Source organism: Burkholderia sp. SR8 (assembly GCF_052851275.1).
The window spans coordinates 26237-45361 of sequence record NZ_JAULUC010000023.1; the positions used below are offsets into that span (position 1 = coordinate 26237).

Annotated in this window: 15 protein-coding genes; 12 read left to right on the forward strand and 3 right to left on the reverse strand. The window is 68.1% G+C overall.

Features of this window, described 5'->3' with window-relative positions:
- Positions 1-11 precede the first annotated feature (11 nt).
- Entirely contained in the window at positions 12-983 is a 972-nt protein-coding gene (locus Q3A80_RS24620) for an AraC family transcriptional regulator N-terminal domain-containing protein (protein WP_446331474.1), read from the reverse strand.
- A gap of 94 nt (positions 984-1077) precedes the next feature.
- On the opposite strand from Q3A80_RS24620, the gene Q3A80_RS24625 reads away from it, so the two are divergent.
- Both Q3A80_RS24625 and Q3A80_RS24630 read left to right on the forward strand, forming a co-directional pair.
- Entirely contained in the window at positions 1078-1911 is an 834-nt protein-coding gene (locus tag Q3A80_RS24625) for an oxidoreductase (RefSeq protein ID WP_446331475.1), read from the forward strand.
- A gap of 233 nt (positions 1912-2144) precedes the next feature.
- Entirely contained in the window at positions 2145-2981 is an 837-nt protein-coding gene (locus tag Q3A80_RS24630; protein ID WP_446331476.1) for an alpha/beta fold hydrolase, read from the forward strand.
- Positions 2982-3159: 178 nt separating this feature from the next.
- Here Q3A80_RS24630 and Q3A80_RS24635 read toward each other — a convergent pair whose 3' ends face one another.
- Together Q3A80_RS24635 and Q3A80_RS24640 are read right to left on the reverse strand one after the other, a co-directional pair.
- The gene (locus Q3A80_RS24635; RefSeq protein ID WP_446331477.1) at positions 3160-4566 is read right to left on the reverse strand and encodes a 3-deoxy-D-arabino-heptulosonate 7-phosphate synthase; all 1407 of its coding nucleotides are present in this window, start codon (positions 4564-4566) and stop codon (positions 3160-3162) included.
- A gap of 261 nt (positions 4567-4827) precedes the next feature.
- The gene (locus tag Q3A80_RS24640; protein WP_446331478.1) at positions 4828-5589 is read right to left on the reverse strand and encodes a 2-keto-4-pentenoate hydratase; all 762 of its coding nucleotides are present in this window, start codon (positions 5587-5589) and stop codon (positions 4828-4830) included.
- A gap of 260 nt (positions 5590-5849) precedes the next feature.
- Between Q3A80_RS24640 and Q3A80_RS24645 the strand changes: the two genes are divergently transcribed.
- The 10 genes from Q3A80_RS24645 to Q3A80_RS24690 all read left to right on the forward strand — a co-directional run bounded on the left by Q3A80_RS24645 (position 5850) and on the right by Q3A80_RS24690 (position 19116).
- Complete coding sequence (locus tag Q3A80_RS24645; RefSeq protein ID WP_446331479.1) at positions 5850-6326, forward strand: universal stress protein; 477 nt, start codon at positions 5850-5852, stop codon at positions 6324-6326.
- 13 nt (positions 6327-6339) lie between these two features.
- Positions 6340-6531 (forward strand): DUF2964 family protein, encoded by a 192-nt coding sequence (locus tag Q3A80_RS24650; protein WP_446331480.1) that lies wholly within the window; start codon positions 6340-6342, stop codon positions 6529-6531.
- A gap of 896 nt (positions 6532-7427) precedes the next feature.
- A complete protein-coding gene (locus Q3A80_RS24655) occupies positions 7428-11198 on the forward strand; it encodes a nitrate reductase subunit alpha (protein WP_446331481.1) in 3771 nt (1256 codons plus the stop codon).
- Entirely contained in the window at positions 11195-12730 is a 1536-nt protein-coding gene (narH, locus tag Q3A80_RS24660; RefSeq protein WP_446331482.1) for a nitrate reductase subunit beta, read from the forward strand. The genes Q3A80_RS24655 and narH overlap by 4 nt, the downstream gene beginning before the upstream one ends.
- Positions 12727-13422, forward strand: coding sequence for a nitrate reductase molybdenum cofactor assembly chaperone (narJ, locus tag Q3A80_RS24665; protein ID WP_446331483.1), 696 nt, complete (start codon positions 12727-12729; stop codon positions 13420-13422). Before narH ends, narJ begins: the two co-directional genes overlap by 4 nt.
- A 24-nt stretch (positions 13423-13446) precedes the next feature.
- Positions 13447-14130 (forward strand): respiratory nitrate reductase subunit gamma, encoded by a 684-nt coding sequence (narI, locus tag Q3A80_RS24670; RefSeq protein ID WP_446331484.1) that lies wholly within the window; start codon positions 13447-13449, stop codon positions 14128-14130.
- A gap of 9 nt (positions 14131-14139) precedes the next feature.
- Entirely contained in the window at positions 14140-14928 is a 789-nt protein-coding gene (locus tag Q3A80_RS24675) for a peptidylprolyl isomerase (RefSeq protein ID WP_446331485.1), read from the forward strand.
- Between the two features lie 15 nt (positions 14929-14943).
- A complete protein-coding gene (locus Q3A80_RS24680) occupies positions 14944-16209 on the forward strand; it encodes an MFS transporter (RefSeq protein WP_446331486.1) in 1266 nt (421 codons plus the stop codon).
- Positions 16210-16322: 113 nt separating this feature from the next.
- Positions 16323-18059 carry a phage integrase family protein gene (locus Q3A80_RS24685; RefSeq protein ID WP_446331487.1) on the forward strand — a complete coding sequence of 579 codons (1737 nt, stop codon included), beginning with the start codon at positions 16323-16325 and terminating at the stop codon, positions 18057-18059.
- A gap of 145 nt (positions 18060-18204) precedes the next feature.
- Entirely contained in the window at positions 18205-19116 is a 912-nt protein-coding gene (locus Q3A80_RS24690; RefSeq protein ID WP_446331488.1) for a hypothetical protein, read from the forward strand.
- Positions 19117-19125 lie beyond the last annotated feature (9 nt).

Consider the following 19125-nt stretch of genomic DNA (forward strand, 5'->3'; position numbering starts at 1 on the left):
CAAGCGGCGTGTCAATGCGACGACACGTACACCGCATCGTCGAACGCCGCCGGAATCGCGAACTGCGCGCGCATGCGCGTCGCCTCCTGCGCGGGCGTCAACCCGAACAGCCGCTTGAATTCGCGGCTGAACTGCGACGGGCTCGTGTAGCCGACCGCATGGGCGGCCGCCTCGGCGCTCAGATCCTGACGCACCATCAACAGGCGCGCCTGATGCAGCCGCGTCGACTTCAGGTACTGCATCGGCGACACCCGCGTGATCGCCTTGAAGTGGCTGTGAAAGCTCGGCACGCTCATCCCGGCTTCGGCGGCCAGTCGCGCGACGTCGAGCGAGCGCGCGTAGTCGGCATGGATCAGCCGCAGCGAACGGCCGATCCGGCCGAACTGTCCGCGCATCGCGAGCGCGCTTCGCATCGCGCTGCCCTGCGCGCCGGTGAGCACGCGGAAATACAGTTCGCGCAGCAGTGCGGGGCCGAGCACCGCCGCTTCGAGCGGCCGATGCATCGCATCGACGAAACGCAGCACCGTCGCCTGCATCGCATCGTCCATCGGCGTCGACATCATGCTCTTCGGCGGCTGTACGGATTCGGCGATGCCCACGCGATCGATCTGCTCGGCCAGCTCGGCCGCCAGCGTGAAATCGAGGTGCAGATACAGCGCGAGCAGCGGACGCTCCGCTGTTGCGTCGGTTTCCATGCTGAACGGGACGGGCACCGACACGGCCAGATAGTGGTCCTCGTCGTACAGATAGCGTTCGCCGCCGAAATAGCCGCGCTTGCGGCCCTGGCACACGATCACGATGCCCGGGTCGTACAGCACCGGCGTGCGCGACAGCGCGCGGTTCGAACGCAGGATGCGCACGCTCGGCAGCGCGGTCAGGTTGTAGCCTTCGTCCGGCGCCAACGCATGCAGCAGCGCGATCAGGCGTTCGCGGCCGCACGCGGGCAGCGCGGGCGATCGGGGCGAGGACGGCGCGGTGCTCATAGTTTTGTGCAAGAAAATCAGCGGAATCGGCCTTATTCGGCGTCGTGGGTCAGACTAGTATGCACGCTTCGATCGACATTCGGGAGAAGCTCACATGGCATCCGGAAACATCATGCTCATCACCGGCGTCAGCAGCGGCTTCGGTCGCGCGCTCGCCGAGGCGGCGCTGGCCGCGGGTCGTACGGTGGTCGGCACCGTCAGAAGCGAAGCGGCAAGACAGGCGTTCGAAGCGCTGTCGCCGCGGGCCGCGATCGGGCGCGTGCTCGACGTGACGGACTTCGAGCGCATCGACGGCGTCGTCGCCGACATCGAGGCGCGCGTCGGGCCCGTCGACGTGCTGGTGAACAACGCCGGCTACGGGCACGAAGGCATCGTGGAGGAGTCGCCGCTCGCGGAGATGCGCCGGCAGTTCGACGTGAACGTGTTCGGCGCCGTCGCGATGATGAAGGCCGTCGTGCCGTTCATGCGCGAGCGGCGGCGCGGCCGCATTCTGAACATCACGTCGATGGGCGGCCACATCACGATGCCGGGCATCGCGTATTACTGCGGCAGCAAGTTCGCGCTGGAAGGCATTTCCGAAACGCTCGGCAAGGAGCTCGCGCCGTTCGGCATCGCGGTGACGGCCGTCGCGCCCGGTTCGTTCCGCACCGACTGGGCCGGCCGGTCGATGACGCGCACGCCGCGCTCGATTGCCGATTACGACGCGATCTTCGATCCGATCCGCCGGGCGCGCGAGGAGAAAAGCGGCAGGCAACCGGGCGACCCGGCCAAGGCCGCGCGCGCGATGCTGGCGATCATCGACGCCGAACATCCGCCCGCGCATCTGCTGCTCGGCAGCGATGCGCTTCGGCTCGTGCGCGAGAAATGGACCGCGCTGGAACACGAGATTCGCGCGTGGGAGGCCCTGACCGTGTCGACGGACGGCTGACGCAGGAGATGCCGTGCATGGCGACGAGCATGGTTAGTTGCGTTACAGCCGTCCGCAGCGGCGGGATCGACGCCAACGGGTCATCGGCTTCATGACACGGACGCGGATTTCCGCTACAACGAGGCGTGCAGCGTCGACCGGCGCGATGTGCCACCGCGCCGCCGTTCGTCGCCGACGCCTTCCGGGCGTCGGCCGGCACGCGATGTTCATCCACCCCAAAGGAGCCTACCGCCATGCCGTACATCACCACGAAGGACAACGTCGACATCTTCTACAAGGACTGGGGCCCGAAGGATGCGCAGCCGATCATGTTCCACCACGGCTGGCCGCTGTCTTCCGACGACTGGGATGCCCAGCTGCTGTTCTTCGTTCAGAAAGGCTATCGCGTGATCGCGCACGATCGCCGCGGCCACGGCCGCTCGGCGCAGGTGTCCGACGGCCATGACATGGACCACTACGCGGCCGACGCATTCGCGGTGGCGGAGGCGCTGGACCTGCGCAATGCGGTGCATGTCGGCCACTCGACCGGCGGCGGCGAAGTGGCGCGCTACGTGGCCCGCCACGGCGAGCCGGCCGGCCGTGTCGCGAAGGCGGTGCTGGTCAGCGCGGTGCCGCCGCTGATGCTGAAGACGGACGCGAACCCGGAAGGCCTGCCGCTCGACGTGTTCGACGGCTTCCGCAAGGCGCTCGCCGACAATCGCGCGCAGTTCTTCCTCGACGTGCCGTCCGGCCCGTTCTACGGTTTCAACCGGCCCGGCGCGGTCGTGCATCAGGGCGTGATCCAGAACTGGTGGCGTCAGGGGATGATCGGCAGCGCGAAGGCGCACTACGAAGGCATCAAGGCGTTCTCGGAAACGGACCAGACCGATGACCTGCGGTCGATCTCGGTGCCGACGCTCGTGCTGCACGGCGAAGACGACCAGATCGTGCCGATCGCCGATTCGGCGCTGAAGTCGGTCAAGCTGCTGAAGAACGGCACGCTGAAGACGTATCCGGGCTTTTCGCACGGGATGCTGACGGTCAATGCGGATGTGCTGAACGCGGACCTGCTGGCGTTCGTGCAGGCGTAACGGTGTAGCGATGTAACGCGGCGGCGGCGCGGGCCGGCTTCGGCGGACTGCGTCGCGCCGGCCGTGCATGCCGGTCGGCTGCGTTCGACTTTGCTTCGGTATCCTGTTCGTCAGGTTTCGCGAACGCCGCGCGGCAATCTGCGGCGGCCCGTTTCACCGGCGAATCGGCGCGCCTGCGTCAGCCATCGTTCGCGACGCTGTCGCCCACGTCGCCTTCGATTGCCGCCATCAGATCGTCGACACCGACCATCAACGCCCGTACCTGCCGCAGCGATTCGTATTGATGCAGCACCGTGCGCCATGACGGCAGTTCGAGCAGTGCGTGCCAGACGACGTTAAGGACGTGCAGATCGGCATCGTGGTGCTGTGCCAGCGCGCTCGCATAGTCGAGGCTTGCCGGCGCGGACAGCAGCTGCATGCGGCTTGCCGCACCGAGCAGGCGCGGTGCCGGATCGGCCGACGCGTCGCAGCAATACAGCACTTCGCGCTGGAGGGCCGCGTCGTCGGTCGTCAGCGCGTGCAGCGACGCGCCGTGCAGGCGTACCGTGCCTTCGCGCGCGTCGAATGCATAGACGGTGTTCGCGTCGGCTTGCGCGAGGAGAGTCAAGCCGCGCAGCAGGCGCGGCAGATCGGTCGTCGCGGCATCCGCGGACGCCTTCGCCTCGACGAGGAACCGGACGTGCCACGCGGCCGATGGGTCGTCGCCGCGTGCGCGTTCGAGCAGCACCGCATCCCACTCCGTCTTCGCGCGGTCGTGCTTGCCGGGAATCGATGCGGGCACGCGCATCGACGTGACCACGCGATACGTGCGGTCTGCATCCTGCGCATCGAGTTGCGCGGCCAGTGCGTGGAGCGCCTGCGCGGCCAGCGCCTCGACGGCGGCGCCGCGCTGCTGCGACGTGACGCCTTGCGCGACGGCCAGCGCACTGCCGACGAGCGGGCCCTGGCGTCCCCACAGCGTGCGGTACCGGCGGACGTCCGGATCCGGCGACAATGCATCGAGGCGCTGCAGCCGGGCGAGCGCGGGGCTGTCCTTCAGTTTGACGATGTCCTGTTCGAACGCGCGGTCGGTGGCCATCTCCGATTGCGCGAGCAGGTGCCGCAGCGCCGCATCGACTTCGTTCCACGACGCGCCGGCCGCGGCCGCATGCAGCCGCGCGAGCGGCTCGCGTTGCCACGCCTGCGCATGGCGTTCGAGCCGCGCAGGATGCGCGATCGTGTTGATGGCCGAGCGCAGCGTGCGGCGATCCTGCTCGGCATGCGCGGCGAGCGACGCGTATTCGCGTACGGCGGCCGCGCGATGCCGCAATACCGCGGCCTGGAACGCGGGGTCGCCGGCGTGCGGGTTCATCGCATCGCCGATCATCCGCGCGAGCGCGCTGACGAAGCGGTGTTGCAGCGCCGGGTCGGGTGCTCGGCCGTCGGCGTGCATCCGGCGCGCTTCCTCGATCACGACCGCGATGACGGTGGCCGGATTCGCGGCGTCGGTCAGCGACGCCGCACGCACGAGCGGCGGCAGCCGGAAGCGGCGGTCGACGGTGCGCAGGACTTCGTCCAGCAGGGCGGGCAACGGTGTCGGCGGCATGGCGAATGACGGGAGTGAACGCGGGTTGCGCGTGTGACGGGCCATGTGCAACGGTATCACGCGGTGCCGGCCTGCTGCATGGCGCGCCGCGCGCAGGCGCCGTTCGCGCGGCGCCGGCCGTGCGTGCTGCGCACGATTCGCGCAGCGCGCCGACCGATCGCGGGCGTCGGCCGCCGGTGTCGACCGACGGCGGCGATCCGGCGTCGACCGCGCACGCGGCACTGCACGCGGACGGCGAGAGATGCGCTCCGCCGCCGAACGTCAGGCCGTCAGCGTCACCGACAGGCTGCCGAGCTCGCCGAAGCGCACCGTCAGCGCATCGCCGAGCGGCACTTCGATCGCGCCCGCATACGAGCCGGTCGTCACGATCTGGCCGGCGCGCACGCCGTCGCCGCGCGATGCGAGGAAATTCACGAGCCACACGAGCGGCTTGAGCGGATCGCCGTCCGGATGGCGGCCGTCGATCGTGCGATTCAGCGCACCGTCGAACGACAGCGCAAGCGTTTCGAGCGGCACGTTCAGGCCGTCGGGCACGACGGGCCCCACACACAGCCCCTGGTTGAACTGCCCGTCGGCGAGCAGCTCGAACTTCGACGCGCGCGCCGGCTCCGCATAGCGGCAGCCGAGCACCTCGAGCACGATGCGCACCTCGCGGATCGCTGCGCGCACGTCGGTCTCGACGTACGGCCGCGCACGGGCGGGCAGGTCGCGATCGAGCACGAACGCGATTTCCGGCTCGATCCGCACGATCGGGCCGCCGACGACGCGGTACGGCGCATCGGCTTCGCGGATCGTCGACGCGAAGATCGGCGCGACGATCACGCGATCGGGCGGCGGCAACGCGCATTTCCATCCGCCGATGGCTTCGCCGAGCAGGTCGGCGACGCGATGCTGGATCGCCAGCGCGGTATCGACGCTCTCGGGGCGGAAGGCGTCGGGCAGCAGCGGGCCGGGCACGCCGGCATGGCGGGCGGCGACGAGATGCTGGGCGGCGCCGTCCACGCGTTCGGTAGTCGTTGTCATGTCGGTTGAGCGAGTTGAAAGTGAGCCGGCAAAAAGGGGCCGGACGAAGGTCGGATATCCGATGATAGCGCCTTCGGCGGGCGGCCCGCTCGGTTCGCGTCCGCGGCCGGTCGTGCGGCGTCGATTGCGCGGCGCTTTGCCGCACGGCCGGGCTCCGGCGAACCTTGACCGTCGTCAAGCTGCGGGTGCGCGATCCGCCGATGATGACGACATGGCCGCACGCGCTACCGCGCGCGGCCGCTCACCCCAACGAGGTTCGCATGTACGAGAAGATCATGGTGGCCGTCGACGGCAGCGCTTCGTCGAAGCAGGCGCTTGCCGAGGCCTTGAAGGTCGCGCGGGCGTCCGGCGCGCACGTCGACGCGGTGTATGTGGTCGACAAATCGGTGCTGTTCACGTACGCGGGCCGGTTCGACCCGCATGCGCTCGTCGAGGAAATCCGCGACGACGGCCGCAAGGTGCTGCTCGACGCGGAACGGACGATCGCGCTGGCCGGCGCCAAAGGCGAGGGCGAACTGGTCGAGACCGAAAGCATCGGCGAGGACATCGCGGAACGGCTGCAGCGCTACGTGAAGGAGCGTGACATCGATCTCGCGGTAGTCGGCACGCATGGGCGGCGCGGGATCAGCCGCGTGTTGCTCGGCAGCGTCGCCGAGCGCTTCGTGCGCGGATCGAACTGCCCGGTGCTGCTGATTCGCGGCGGCGATGCCGGCGTGCCGGCATCCGCGGCGGCGTGACGCGGCGCGCGCGATGATACGTCGACAGTCGCGGATCGTCGTCGCGGCGATTGCCGTGTTCGTATCGCTCGCGGGGATGATGGCCGTCGTCACCGGCTTGCTGTTCGACGAAGCGACTGCGCTGCGCGGCGGTGCGGTCGCGTTGATCGCCGGTGTCGCGGCGTTCGTCGCGATGCTCGACCCGGGGCGGACAGGCGACGGGTGACGGCGTGCATCGCCGGTTTTGATGCGACGGCGACGCCGAGCGTTGCGGTACCGCAGGCGCGTCGGCTTTCGTTCCGCTTCCGGTGCGTGCGGCATCCGGTACCCGCGAGATTGGCATCCTGGGCCGCGCCGATGCCGCATTCATCACCTTCAGCCCTTTGGGCACTTGCGGCATCTTCCGCACCTTCAGCACCTTCAGCCCTCCCCGTCGGTCGAACGGCTGCCGAATGTGCGCCCACGCCGGTGCGCCCTTCATCTGGCCGGCCTATTCCTCCTCGCACCGCTTTCCTCGGGCAGCATGCCTGTAGTCCTCCTCGCGTGATGGCAGTTGCAGAGAACGCGCAGGCGGCACCGGTTGTGCAACGAGAAAGCGGCACAGCCTCCTTTCCGGACGATACCGCCGTCGCGAAGACAATCGCCGTGAAAAATCGCAATGTCACAAAAATGCGGTTCTTATATGTAAAGGTGCGCTCGAGCGCCGGCCCGAATATGTCGAATGCGTTTCGCGGTCTCCGATAAACAGCGGGCCGCGTGCGGGCCGGCGATTCCGGCGGGCATTACCGGCATCGCCCGGCGCCATTCAATACGGGCGCTGTCCGGCGTCGCGATTTGCGGAGAAGCCGCCGGAGCGAAACCGGGTATCGGCCACCCGATTCCCCACCGCGCGGCATCGACGCCCCCGTCCCCATTTAGCGCCGTTGCGCGCCGATGAACGATACCGTGATTTGTATCAAGCCGTGATATGTCGATCCGAAAGACAATTCATTGGACCCGGACGAAAAGGGCGAAAGGGCCGGATACGGTCGAATCAAGTCGAATCCGATCGTCCTTTACAACCGGTATTTCACCTCCTTAAATAATCAGGGTCTGCCAAAAGACCGGAAAAACGAGATCCCCATGAGCCATTTCCTGGATAGATTGCGTTATTTCTCCACCACGAGGCCAACCTTCTCCGACGGCCACGGTGCCGTCACCGACGAAGACCGCAAATGGGAAGACGCTTATCGGCTGCGCTGGCAGCACGACAAGATCGTCCGCTCGACGCATGGGGTGAACTGCACGGGTTCGTGCTCGTGGAAGGTCTACGTGAAAGGCGGGATCGTCACGTGGGAAACCCAGCAGACCGATTACCCGCGCACGCGCCCCGACATGCCGAACCACGAACCGCGCGGCTGCTCGCGCGGCGCTTCGTACTCCTGGTATCTGTACAGCGCGAACCGCCTGAAGCATCCGATGGTGCGCAGCGCACTCGTGAAGCTGTGGCGCGAACGCCGCCGCACGCTTGCGCCCGTCGACGCATGGCGCTCGATCGTCGAGGACGACGATGCGCGGCGTTCGTACCAGAGCCGGCGCGGGCTCGGCGGCTTCGTGCGCGCGAGCTGGGACGAGGTCAACGAGATCGTCGCGGCCGCCAACGTCTACACGGTCGCGCGCTACGGCCCCGATCGCGTGGTCGGCTTCTCGCCGATTCCGGCGATGTCGATGGTGTCGTATGCGGCCGGTTCGCGCTATCTGTCGCTGATCGGCGGCGTATGCCTGAGCTTCTACGACTGGTATTGCGACCTGCCGCCCGCGTCGCCGCAGACCTGGGGCGAACAGACCGACGTGCCGGAATCGGCCGACTGGTACAACTCGACGTTCATCATGATGTGGGGCTCGAATGTCCCGCAAACCCGCACGCCCGACGCGCACTTCCTCGTCGAGGCGCGCTATCGCGGCACCAAGGTCGTGTCGGTGTTTCCCGACTACTCGGAAGGCGCGAAGTTCGGCGACCTGTGGCTGCATCCGAAGCAGGGCACCGACGCGGCGCTCGCGCTCGCGATGGGCCACGTGATCCTGAAGGAATTCCACCTGGCCGGCAAGAGCGACTACTTCATCGATTACTGCAAGCGCTATACCGACATGCCGGCGCTCGTGCGTCTCGTCCCGCACGGCGACGGCTACGTGCCCGAGCGCCTCGTGCGCGCGTCCGACTTCGACGATGCGCTCGACGAGGCCGCGCATCCGGACTGGAAGACCGTGATGATCGACGACGCGAACGGCGAGTTCGTCGTGCCGGTCGGCTCGATCGGTTTCCGCTGGGGGCAGCAGGCTGACGCCGACAAGGGCAAGTGGAACCTGCGCGGCGAGACGTCGAAGGGCGCGGCGCTGTCGCCGCGGCTGTCGTGCACGGCCGAGCATGACGACGTCGTCGACGTGCTGTTCCCGTACTTCGGCAACCAGCCGCACGCGCACTTCAATTCGACCGGCCACGGCTCGACGCTGTCGCGCCGGATCGGCGTGCGGCGCGTTGCGACGCGCAACGGCGACATGCTGGTCGCGACCGTCTACGACCTGTTCGTCGCGAACTACGGGCTCGACCAGGGGCTCGGTGGGCGCGACGTGGCCGCGAGCTACGACGACGATCTGCCGTACACGCCGGCGTGGCAGGAAACGATCACCGGCGTGAAGCGCGCGGACGTGATCGCGGTCGCGCGGCAGTTCGCGGAGAACGCGCACAAGACGCAGGGCAAGTCGATGGTGATCATCGGCGCGGGGATCAACCACTGGTTCCACATGGACATGTCGTACCGCGCGATCATCAACATGCTGATCATGTGCGGCTGCATCGGCAAGCCGGGCGGCGGCTGGTCGCATTACGTCGGCCAGGAGAAGCTGCGTCCGCAGACGGGCTGGACCGCGCTCGCGTTCGCGCTCGACTGGAACCGGCCGCCGCGGCACATGAACGCGACGTCGTTCTTCTACGCGCACACCGACCAGTGGCGCTACGACACGATGGACCCGGGCGCGCTGCTGTCGCCGCTCGCGGACCGCACGCAGTTCCATGGCTCGCCGATCGACTACAACGTGCGCGCGGAACGGATGGGCTGGCTGCCGTCCGCGCCGCAGCTCGCGGTGAATCCGCTGAAGGTCGGCGCGAGCCTGGGCGACCCGTCGCAGGCCGGTGCCGACGTCGCGCGACAGTTGCAGGCCGGCACGCTGAAGATGGCGTGCGAGGACCCGGACGCGCCAGACAACTTCCCGCGCAACCTGTTCGTGTGGCGCTCGAACCTGCTCGGGTCGTCGGGCAAGGGCCACGAGTATTTCCTGAAGCACCTGCTCGGCACGACCAACGGCGTGCAAGGCGAGGACCTCGGCGCGACGGGCGGCGCGCGCCCCGACGAAGTGACGTGGCGCGACGACGCACCGCGCGGCAAGCTCGACCTGCTCGTCACGCTCGACTTCCGGATGTCGACCACCTGCATGTATTCGGACGTCGTGCTGCCGACCGCGACGTGGTACGAGAAGGACGACATGAACACGTCCGACATGCACCCGTTCATCCACCCGCTGTCGGCGGCGGTCGATCCTGCGTGGGAATCGAAAAGCGACTGGGAGATCTTCAAGGGCATCGCGAAGCGCTTTTCGGAGTTGTGCGATGGACATCTCGGCGTCGAACGCGACGTGGTGCTCGCGCCGATCGCGCACGATACGCCGGGCGAGCTCGCGCAGCCGTTCGACGTGCAGGACTGGAAGCGCGGCGAATGCGAACCGGTGCCGGGCCGCACGATGCCGGCGGTGATCGCGGTCGAGCGCGACTATCCGAACACGTATGCGCGCTTCACGTCGCTCGGCCCGCTGATGGACACGCTCGGCAATGCGGGCAAGGGCATCGGCTGGGATACGAAGGACGAAGTGAAGCTGCTCGGCGAACTCAATTACAAGGTTGCCGACGGCGCCGCGCAAGGGCGCCCGCGGATCGACACCGCGCTCGACGCGGCCGAGGTGATTCTCGCGCTCGCACCCGAAACCAACGGCGAGGTCGCGGTGAAGGCATGGCGTTCGCTGTCCGGCATCACCGGCATCGATCACACGCATCTGGCCGTCGCGCGCGAGGACGAGAAGATCCGCTTCCGCGACATCCAGGCACAGCCGCGCAAGATCATCTCGTCGCCGACGTGGAGCGGGATCGAATCCGAGCACGTGTCGTACAACGCGGGCTACGTGAACGTGCACGAGCTGGTGCCGTGGCGCACGCTGTCGGGCCGCCAGCAGCTGTACCAGGATCACGCGTGGATGCGCGCGTTCGGCGAGTCGCTGTGCGTGTACAAGCCGCCGATCGACACCGGCAGCTACGAGCACATGGTCGGCAAGCGTTCGAACGGCAACCCCGAGCGCGTGCTGAACTTTCTGACGCCGCACCAGAAGTGGGGGATCCACAGCACGTACACGGACAATCTGCTGATGCTGACGCTGTCGCGCGGCGGCCCGATCGTGTGGATGTCGGAGGACGACGCGAAGGCGATCGGCGTGGTCGATAACGACTGGATCGAGTGCTACAACTCGAACGGCGCGTTGTGCGCGCGGGCCGTCGTGAGCCAGCGGATTCCGTCGGGGATGGTGATGATGTACCACGCGCAGGAGAAGATCGTGAACACGCCGGGCTCCGAAATCACCGGCACGCGCGGCGGCATTCACAACTCGGTCACGCGCATCGCGCTGAAGCCGACGCACATGATCGGCGGCTATGCGCAGCTGTCGTACGGTTTCAACTACTACGGCACGGTCGGCTCGAATCGCGACGAGTTCCTGATCGTGCGGAAGATGAACAGGATCGACTGGCTCGACGGGGAAGACGCCGCGGCCGATCCGACAACACAGGCTGTACGCGAAGGAGAAGCATCATGAAAGTACGCGCACAGATCGCGATGGTGCTGAACCTCGACAAGTGCATCGGCTGCCATACCTGCTCGGTGACCTGCAAGAACGTGTGGACGAGCCGCGAAGGGATGGAATACGCATGGTTCAACAACGTCGAGACGAAGCCGGGCATCGGCTACCCGAAGGACTGGGAGAACCAGGACCGCTGGCGCGGCGGCTGGCAGCGGCGCACCGACGGCAGGATCGAGCCGCGTCTCGGCGGCAAGTGGCGGTTGCTCGCGCAGATTTTCGCGAACCCGCATTTGCCCGAGATCGACGACTACTACGAGCCGTTCACGTTCGACTACGGGCATCTGCAGGAAGCCGGCAACACGCGCGCGATGCCGGTCGCGCGGCCGCGCTCGCTGATCAGCGGCCAGCGGCTCGAGAAGATCGAGTGGGGACCGAACTGGGAGGAAATCCTCGGCGGCGAGTTCGAGAAGCGCGCGAAGGACTACAACTTCGAGAACGTGCAGAAGGAGATCTACGGGCAGTTCGAGAACACCTTCATGATGTACCTGCCGCGCCTGTGCGAGCACTGCCTGAATCCGGCGTGCGTCGCCGCGTGCCCGTCGGGCTCGATCTACAAGCGCGAGGAAGACGGCATCGTGCTGATCGACCAGGACAAGTGCCGCGGCTGGCGCATGTGCGTGTCGGGCTGCCCGTACAAGAAGATCTACTACAACTGGCAGAGCGGCAAGGCCGAGAAGTGCATCTTCTGCTATCCGCGCATCGAGGCCGGCCAGCCGACGGTGTGCTCGGAAACCTGCGTGGGCCGCATCCGCTACCTCGGCGTGCTGCTGTACGACGCCGACCGGATCGGCGAAGCGGCCAGCGCGGAGAACGAGCAGGATCTGTACGAAGCGCAACTGTCGCTGTTCCTCGATCCCGACGATCCGGCCGTGATCGCGCAGGCCGAGCGCGACGGCGTGCCGGCTGCGTGGATCGACGCCGCGCGGCGTTCGCCGACCTACAAGATGGCGATCGACTGGAAGATCGCGTTCCCGCTGCATCCGGAATACCGGACGCTGCCGATGGTCTGGTACGTGCCGCCGCTGTCGCCGATCAACGCGGCCGCGAACAGCGGCGACCTCGGGATGAACGGCTACCTGCCGGACGTCGAATCGCTGCGCATTCCGCTGCGTTATCTGGCGAACCTGCTGACGGCCGGCGACGAGGCGCCCGTGAAGCTCGCGCTCGAGCGGCTGCTCGCGATGCGTGCGTTCATGCGCGCGCGCCACGTCGACGGCATCGATGCGCGCGGCGTGCTCGACCAGGTCGGGCTGTCGCTCGCGCAGGTCGAGGAGATGTACCGCTATCTCGCGATCGCGAACTACGAGGATCGCTTCGTGATCCCGACGACGCACCGCGAGTATGCGGAGAACGCGTACGACCTGCGTTCGTCGTGCGGCTTCTCGTTCGGCAACGGCTGTTCGGACGGCCGTTCGTCGGCCAGCCTGTTCAGCGCGAAGAAGGAGAAGGGCACACGGACGATTCCGATCCGCGAGGTATCGCGATGAGCACGGCACCCGATCCGACCTATGCGGCGTTCGCGATGCTGCTCGACTATCCGGACGACGCGCTCGTCGACGTGCTCGATTCGATCGAGACCCACCTGCGCGACGCGGCGCGTTTGCCGAAGACGGTGCGCGCCGGGCTCGACCGGTTCTTTGCGTACGTGCGCGAGCGCGACCTGCTGACGCTGCAGGAGAACTACGTCGCGCTGTTCGATCGCGGCCGCGCGACGTCGCTGCACCTGTTCGAGCACGTGCACGGCGAATCGCGCGATCGCGGACAGGCGATGGTCGACCTGCTGCAGATGTACGAGCGGCATGGGCTCACGTTGAACGCGGGCGAACTGCCCGACTACCTGCCCGTGTTCCTCGAATATCTGTCGCGGCTGCCGGCGGCCGATGCGCGCAACCTGCTCGCCGAGACCGGCGACATCCTGCGCGCGCTGGCCGGCCAGCTCGCGCAGCGCGGCAGCCATTACAGCTTCGTCGTCGGCGCGCTGTTGCCGATGGCGGGGCTCGCACCGGCCGACGCGCCGGCCGCCGCGGACGACGACGTCGCCGCCGAGAGGCCGAGTGCCGACGACTACCGCGCGCTCGACGCGTCGTATGCGGACGAAGCCGTGCGCTTCGTCGGCGCTGCAACACCGGCCGAGCAGACGGTCCGGTTCCACGACAAGCGGCCGGCCCGCGGCGCGTAAGCGCGGGCCCAACTGGGGAAACACATGAACGCATATCTGCATCAGTTCCTGTTCGGGATCTACCCGTACATCTGTGTCGCGGTGCTGCTGGTCGGCAGCCTGATCCGCTTCGACCGCGAGCAATACACGTGGAAAAGCGATTCGTCGCAGCTGCTGCGCCACGGGATGCTGCGGCTCGGCAGCAACCTGTTCCACTGGGGCGTGCTCGTCGTCGTGCTCGGCCACTTCGGCGGCTTCCTCGCGCCGCACTGGCTCGTGTCGCCGTTCCTGTCGGCGTCCGCGCACCAGCTCGTCGCGATGGTGGCGGGCGGCGCGGCCGGCGTCGCCGCGATCGTCGGGCTGACGATCCTGATCTGGCGCCGCCTCGGCGATGCGCGCATCCGCAAGAACAGCCGCACGTCCGACATCGCGATCGTGCTGATGCTGTGGGTGCAGCTCGCGCTCGGGCTCGGCACCGTCGTGCTGTCGACGCGCCACATGGACGGCGTGATGTTCGAGCAGCTCACCGACTACGTGAAGGGCGTCGTCACGTTCCGGCCGGACATCGCGAACCTGCTCGTCGGCGTGCCGCTCACGTACCGGCTGCACATCCTGCTCGGCTTCACGATCTTCCTCGTGTCGCCGTTCACGCGGATGGTGCATATCTGGAGCGGCATCGCATCCGTCGCGTACCTGATCCGGCCGTACCAGCTCGTGCGCAAGCGCTGAGGAGCCCGCATGAACGACGTTCTCTCCGAAACCGTGACGGCGCCGCTGACGATCAACGGCGTCGCGATCGACGACGAGGCCATCGCAGCCGAAGCCGAGCATCACGGCGATGCGCCGGATCCGCTCGATGCGGCACGGCATGCGCTCGCGGTGCGCGAGCTGCTGCGGCAGCGCGCGGTGTCGCTGTCGTTGCTCGACGAACGTGCGCCGCTCGACGACGCGGCCGTCGACGCGCTGCTCGAACGCGAACTCACGCACGTGCCCGAACCCGACCGTGCCGACTGCGAGCGCTATTACGCGCAGCATCCGGCGCGCTTTCGACGCGGCGACATCGTCTGCGCGAGCCACGTGCTGTTCGCGGTGACCGACCGCGTGCCGCTCGCGCCGCTGCGGCAGCGCGCGGAACGTGCGCTCGCCGACGTGGTCGCCGCGCCCGATACGTTCGAAGCGGTGGCGCGCGCGTCGTCGAACTGCCCGTCGGCGCAAGTCGGCGGCAGCCTCGGGCAACTGTTGCGCGGCGACACCGTGCCGGAATTCGAGGCCGCGCTGTTCGATACCGACGGCCTCGGCGTGCTGCCGAAACTCGTCAACACGCGTTTCGGCTTCCACATCGTGCGCATCGAGCGCCGCGTGCCGGGCGACGCCGTGCCGTTCGACGAAGCGGCAGGCCAGATCGCCGCCTACCTGTCGGAACGCGTGCGGCAGCGGGCGATGCGGCAATACGTGGCGATACTCGCGGGCGGCGCGCGCCTCGAAGGCGTGACCTTCGACGGCGCGAACGGGCCGCTCGTCCAATGAAACGGGGTTTTGCGTATGGCAACTCAGCAAGGTAACGTCGGCGTGGCTGCGGATTCGCAGGCCGTTCCGCTGCGCGCGTGGTCGGTGCTCGCCGCGAGCACGTTCGCGTTCATGGTGTGTTTCGTCGTATGGATGATGTTCGGCGTGCTCGGCGTGCAGCTGCGCACCGATCTCGGCCTGAACGGCACCGAGTTCGGGCTGCTCACGTCGACGCCCGTGCTGACCGGCGCGCTGATGCGCTTGCCGCTCGGCACGTGGACCGACCGCTTCGGCGGGCGCATCGTGATGACGGTGCTGCTCGTCGTGTGCGCGATTCCGGTCTACATCGTCAGCTACGCGACGCAGCTGTGGCAGTTCCTGTTCATCGGGCTGTTCCTCGGCTGCGTCGGCGCGTCGTTCGCGGTCGGCACGCCGTATGTCGCGCGCTTCTTCCCGCCGAAGCGGCGCGGGCTCGCGATGGGCGTGTTCGGCGCGGGCACGGTCGGTGCGGCCGTCAACCTGTTCGTCACGCCGCTGCTGCTCGACGCATACGGCTGGCGTTTCGTGCCGCGCGTCTATGCGATCGCGCTGCTGGTCACGGCCGCGATCTTCTGGTTCGCGTCGGCGCCCGATCCGGGCGCGGGCAAGCGCGGCGGCTCGTGGCTCGAATCGTTCAAGGTGCTGCGCGATCCGCGCGTGTGGCGGCTGTGCCAGTACTACTCGATCACGTTCGGCGGCTTCACCGCGCTGTCGCTGTGGATCCCGCAGTACCTGAAGAACGAATACGGGATGTCGCTCGTGATGGCGTCCGCGTTCGCGGCCGGCTTCTCGCTGCCGGGCTCCGTGCTGCGCGCACTCGGCGGCGCGCTGTCCGACCGCTTCGGCGCGCATGCGGTCACGTGGTGGGGGCTGTGGGTCGCATGGATCGCGCTGTTCCTGCTGTCGTATCCGGCGACCGACTTCGCGATCCACACGATCGACGGCACCGCGACGCTGAACGTCGCGATGCCGGTGGCCGGCTTCGTCGCGCTGACCTTCGTGCTCGGTGCGGTGTTCGCGCTCGGGATGGCGTCGACGTTCAAGTACGTCGCCGACGATTTCGCGGACAACATGGGCGTCGTCACCGGCATCGTCGGCCTCGCGGGCGGGCTCGGCGGCTTCCTGCTGCCGATCCTGTTCGGCGTGCTGCTCGACCTGCTGCGCGTGCGCACGACCTGCTTCATGTTCCTGTACGGGATCGTGTGGGTGTCGCTGATCCTCATCTACCTGTCCGAGGTGCGGCGTACGCCCGTTGCAGGCTGACGGTTGCCTTGGCCGACAGGTTGGCGCGATGCCGGCAGCATCCGGCATCGTGCCGGCATTTTCGGCGGCCGCCGCCGTTTTCGGCCGCTCGCGCTTCTGTCAAACTGGCGCCCATGACACCGCGCCTCGCCTTACCGCCTTCTTCCGATCCCGCGCCTGCGCCCGCAGGCTTTCCCGACGCCGACGAACTGGCCGCGCTGCGCGCGTGGTACGCGGGCATGACCGTGCGCCAGGCCGTCGAGCGCTATCTGCCCGACCGGCTCGGCGAAGGGCGGTCCGCGCGCGGCGTGATCGGCGCAATTCGACGGCGCGTCGTGCGCGTCGCGCGGCAGGCCGGGCGGCCCGATCTGGTCGAGCAGCTCGGCCACGCCGACGGCGAACGCATGCAGATGGCCAAGGCAGCGGCCGACGCGATCGGCCTGCTGCGCCATGCGCGGCCCGCGGTGCCGCAGATCGGCGACGATGTCGGCCTGTGGCTGCCGGCGCGCGCGGTCGTCGCGCTGCGGGCGCACGGAATCGCGACGCTCGCCGACCTGACCGTGCGGATTCCGCGCCGGCGTCAGTGGTGGCGCGCGATCGCGGGGCTCGGCGTCGCGAGCGCGCGGCATATCGAGGCGTTCTTTTCTGGACATCCCGACCTTACCGAGCGGGCGCGCGCATTGATCGCGGCGACGCCGCGCAGCGGCATCGTGCCGTGGGAGCAATTGAAGCTGCCGCACGAAGTCGACGGGTCGGCCGGCACGTTTCGTGCGCCGCGTGCCACGAGCACGCTCGACGCGGACAACGATTACGCGGCCGTGCAGGCATGGCTGTCGCTGCATGAATCGGCCGCGACGCGCCGCGCGTACCGGAAGGAGGCCGAGCGGCTGATTCTGTGGGCGATCGTCGAGCGCGGGCGGGCGCTGTCGTCGCTGACGACCGAGGATGCGGTCGCGTATCGCGCGTTCTTGCGCAACCCGACGCCGCACGAGCGCTGGGTCGGGCCCGTGCGCCCGCGCGGCGCGCCGGACTGGCGGCCGTTTTCGGGCGGGCTGTCCGCGCGTTCGGCCGCGTACACGCTGTCGGTCCTCGGCGCGTTGTTCCGCTGGCTGATCGAGCAGCGCTACCTGCTCGCGAATCCGTTCGCGGGCGTCAAGGTGCGCGACACGCGCGGCGCGAACGCGCTCGACACGTCGCATGCGTTCACCGAAGGCGAGTGGCTGCTCGTGCGCACCATCGCGGACGGGCTCGAGTTTCGCAAGCCGGCGTCGACCGGCGCACCGCCATCCGGCTGGACGCCGGCCGCTGCGCAACGATTGCGTTTCATTCTCGATTTCGGCTACGCGACGGGGCTGCGCGCGAGCGAACTGGTCGGCGCGACGCTCGGCGGCATCGAGACCGATGCGCACGGCGACGCGTGGCTGAAGGTGATCGGCAAGGGCGGCAAGGCGGCACGCGTCGCGCTGCCGCCGCTCGCGCGCACGGCGCTCGACCGCTATCTGGTCGCGCGGCGGCTGCCGGTGACGCCGGTGCGCTGGCGGCCGGACACGCCGCTGATTCCGAGTCTCGCGGAAGACGGCGCGGCCGGGATCACCAGCGTGCGGTTGTGGAAGGTGATGCAGCGTTTCTTCGCGCAGACGGCCGCGCGCGTCGACGACGACAACCCGGCGCTCGCGCAGAAGCTGCGGCAGGCGAGCCCGCACTGGATGCGTCACACGCATGCGACGCATGCGCTCGCGCGAGGCGCCGAGCTGACGACGGTGCGCGACAACCTGCGGCATGCGTCGATCTCGACGACGTCGATCTATCTGCACGGAGACGACGTGAAGCGGGCACGGCAGATGTCGACTGCGTTTTCGGCTGACAAATAGGGACGCACGATCAGGGACGCACGACAGGGACGCACGAGCGGTTGCGTACGAATCGAACGGAACGCCACGGTGCGGATCGCGGTCTGACGGTTTATCCGCTAACGGCACGGGCCGCAACGATCGCGCACCTCGTTGGAGAACACGAATGGAGACATCCGCACACCTGCGAGCACGGCACCGTGCACGCCGCGCCTGGCACACCGTCATTGCCGCGTTTTGCGTCGGCTGGAGCGCGCTGTCGTTCGGCGCGGACGGCGCGGCCGCGCTGCTCGACCGCTATCGCAGCCTCGGCGAGCAACTGAAGAACAACCCGTTTCACCGCCCGCTGTACCTCGAATCGTCCGAGGCATCGTCGTCGCTGAAGGGCGATATCTATGCGGTCGTCGACTACCCGTTCTCCGTCGTGAACGGCAAGCTCAACGATCCCGCGCAGGGCCCCGCGAACTGGTGCGCGGTGCTGATCCTGCACCTGAACACGAAGTACTGTCATGCATCTGCCGGCACCGACGGCCCGGTGCTCGACGTGAACGTCGGCCGCAAGATCGAGCAGAAGCTGTCGGACACCTATCGCGTGCAGTTCCGCTATCGCGTGGCCGCCGCGACGCGCGACTACTTCCAGGTCGACCTGACCGCCGACAGCGGCCCGATGGGCACGAAAGACTACCGGATCGCGCTGGAGGCCGTGCCGGTCGGCGCATCGCGCACGTTCCTGCATCTGACGTATTCATACGGGTTCGGCACGGTCGGCCGCATGGCGATGAAGACCTACCTCGCGACGGTCGGCAGCGACAAGGTCGGGTTCACGACCGTCGGCGGTGCAGCGGCCGCGCAGCCGCAATACATCGGCGGCGTACGCGGCTTGCTGGAGCGCAACACGATGCGCTACTACCTCGCGATCGACACGTATCTCGCGACGCTCGACAAGCCGCTCGACCAGCGCCTCGCGCGCTGGTTCGATGCGACCGAGCAGTATCCGCAGCAACTGCACGAAGTCGAGCGCGGCGCGTATCTGCAGATGAAGGCGCAGGAAGTGCAGCGGCAGCAGACGGCGCGATGACGCCGCCTG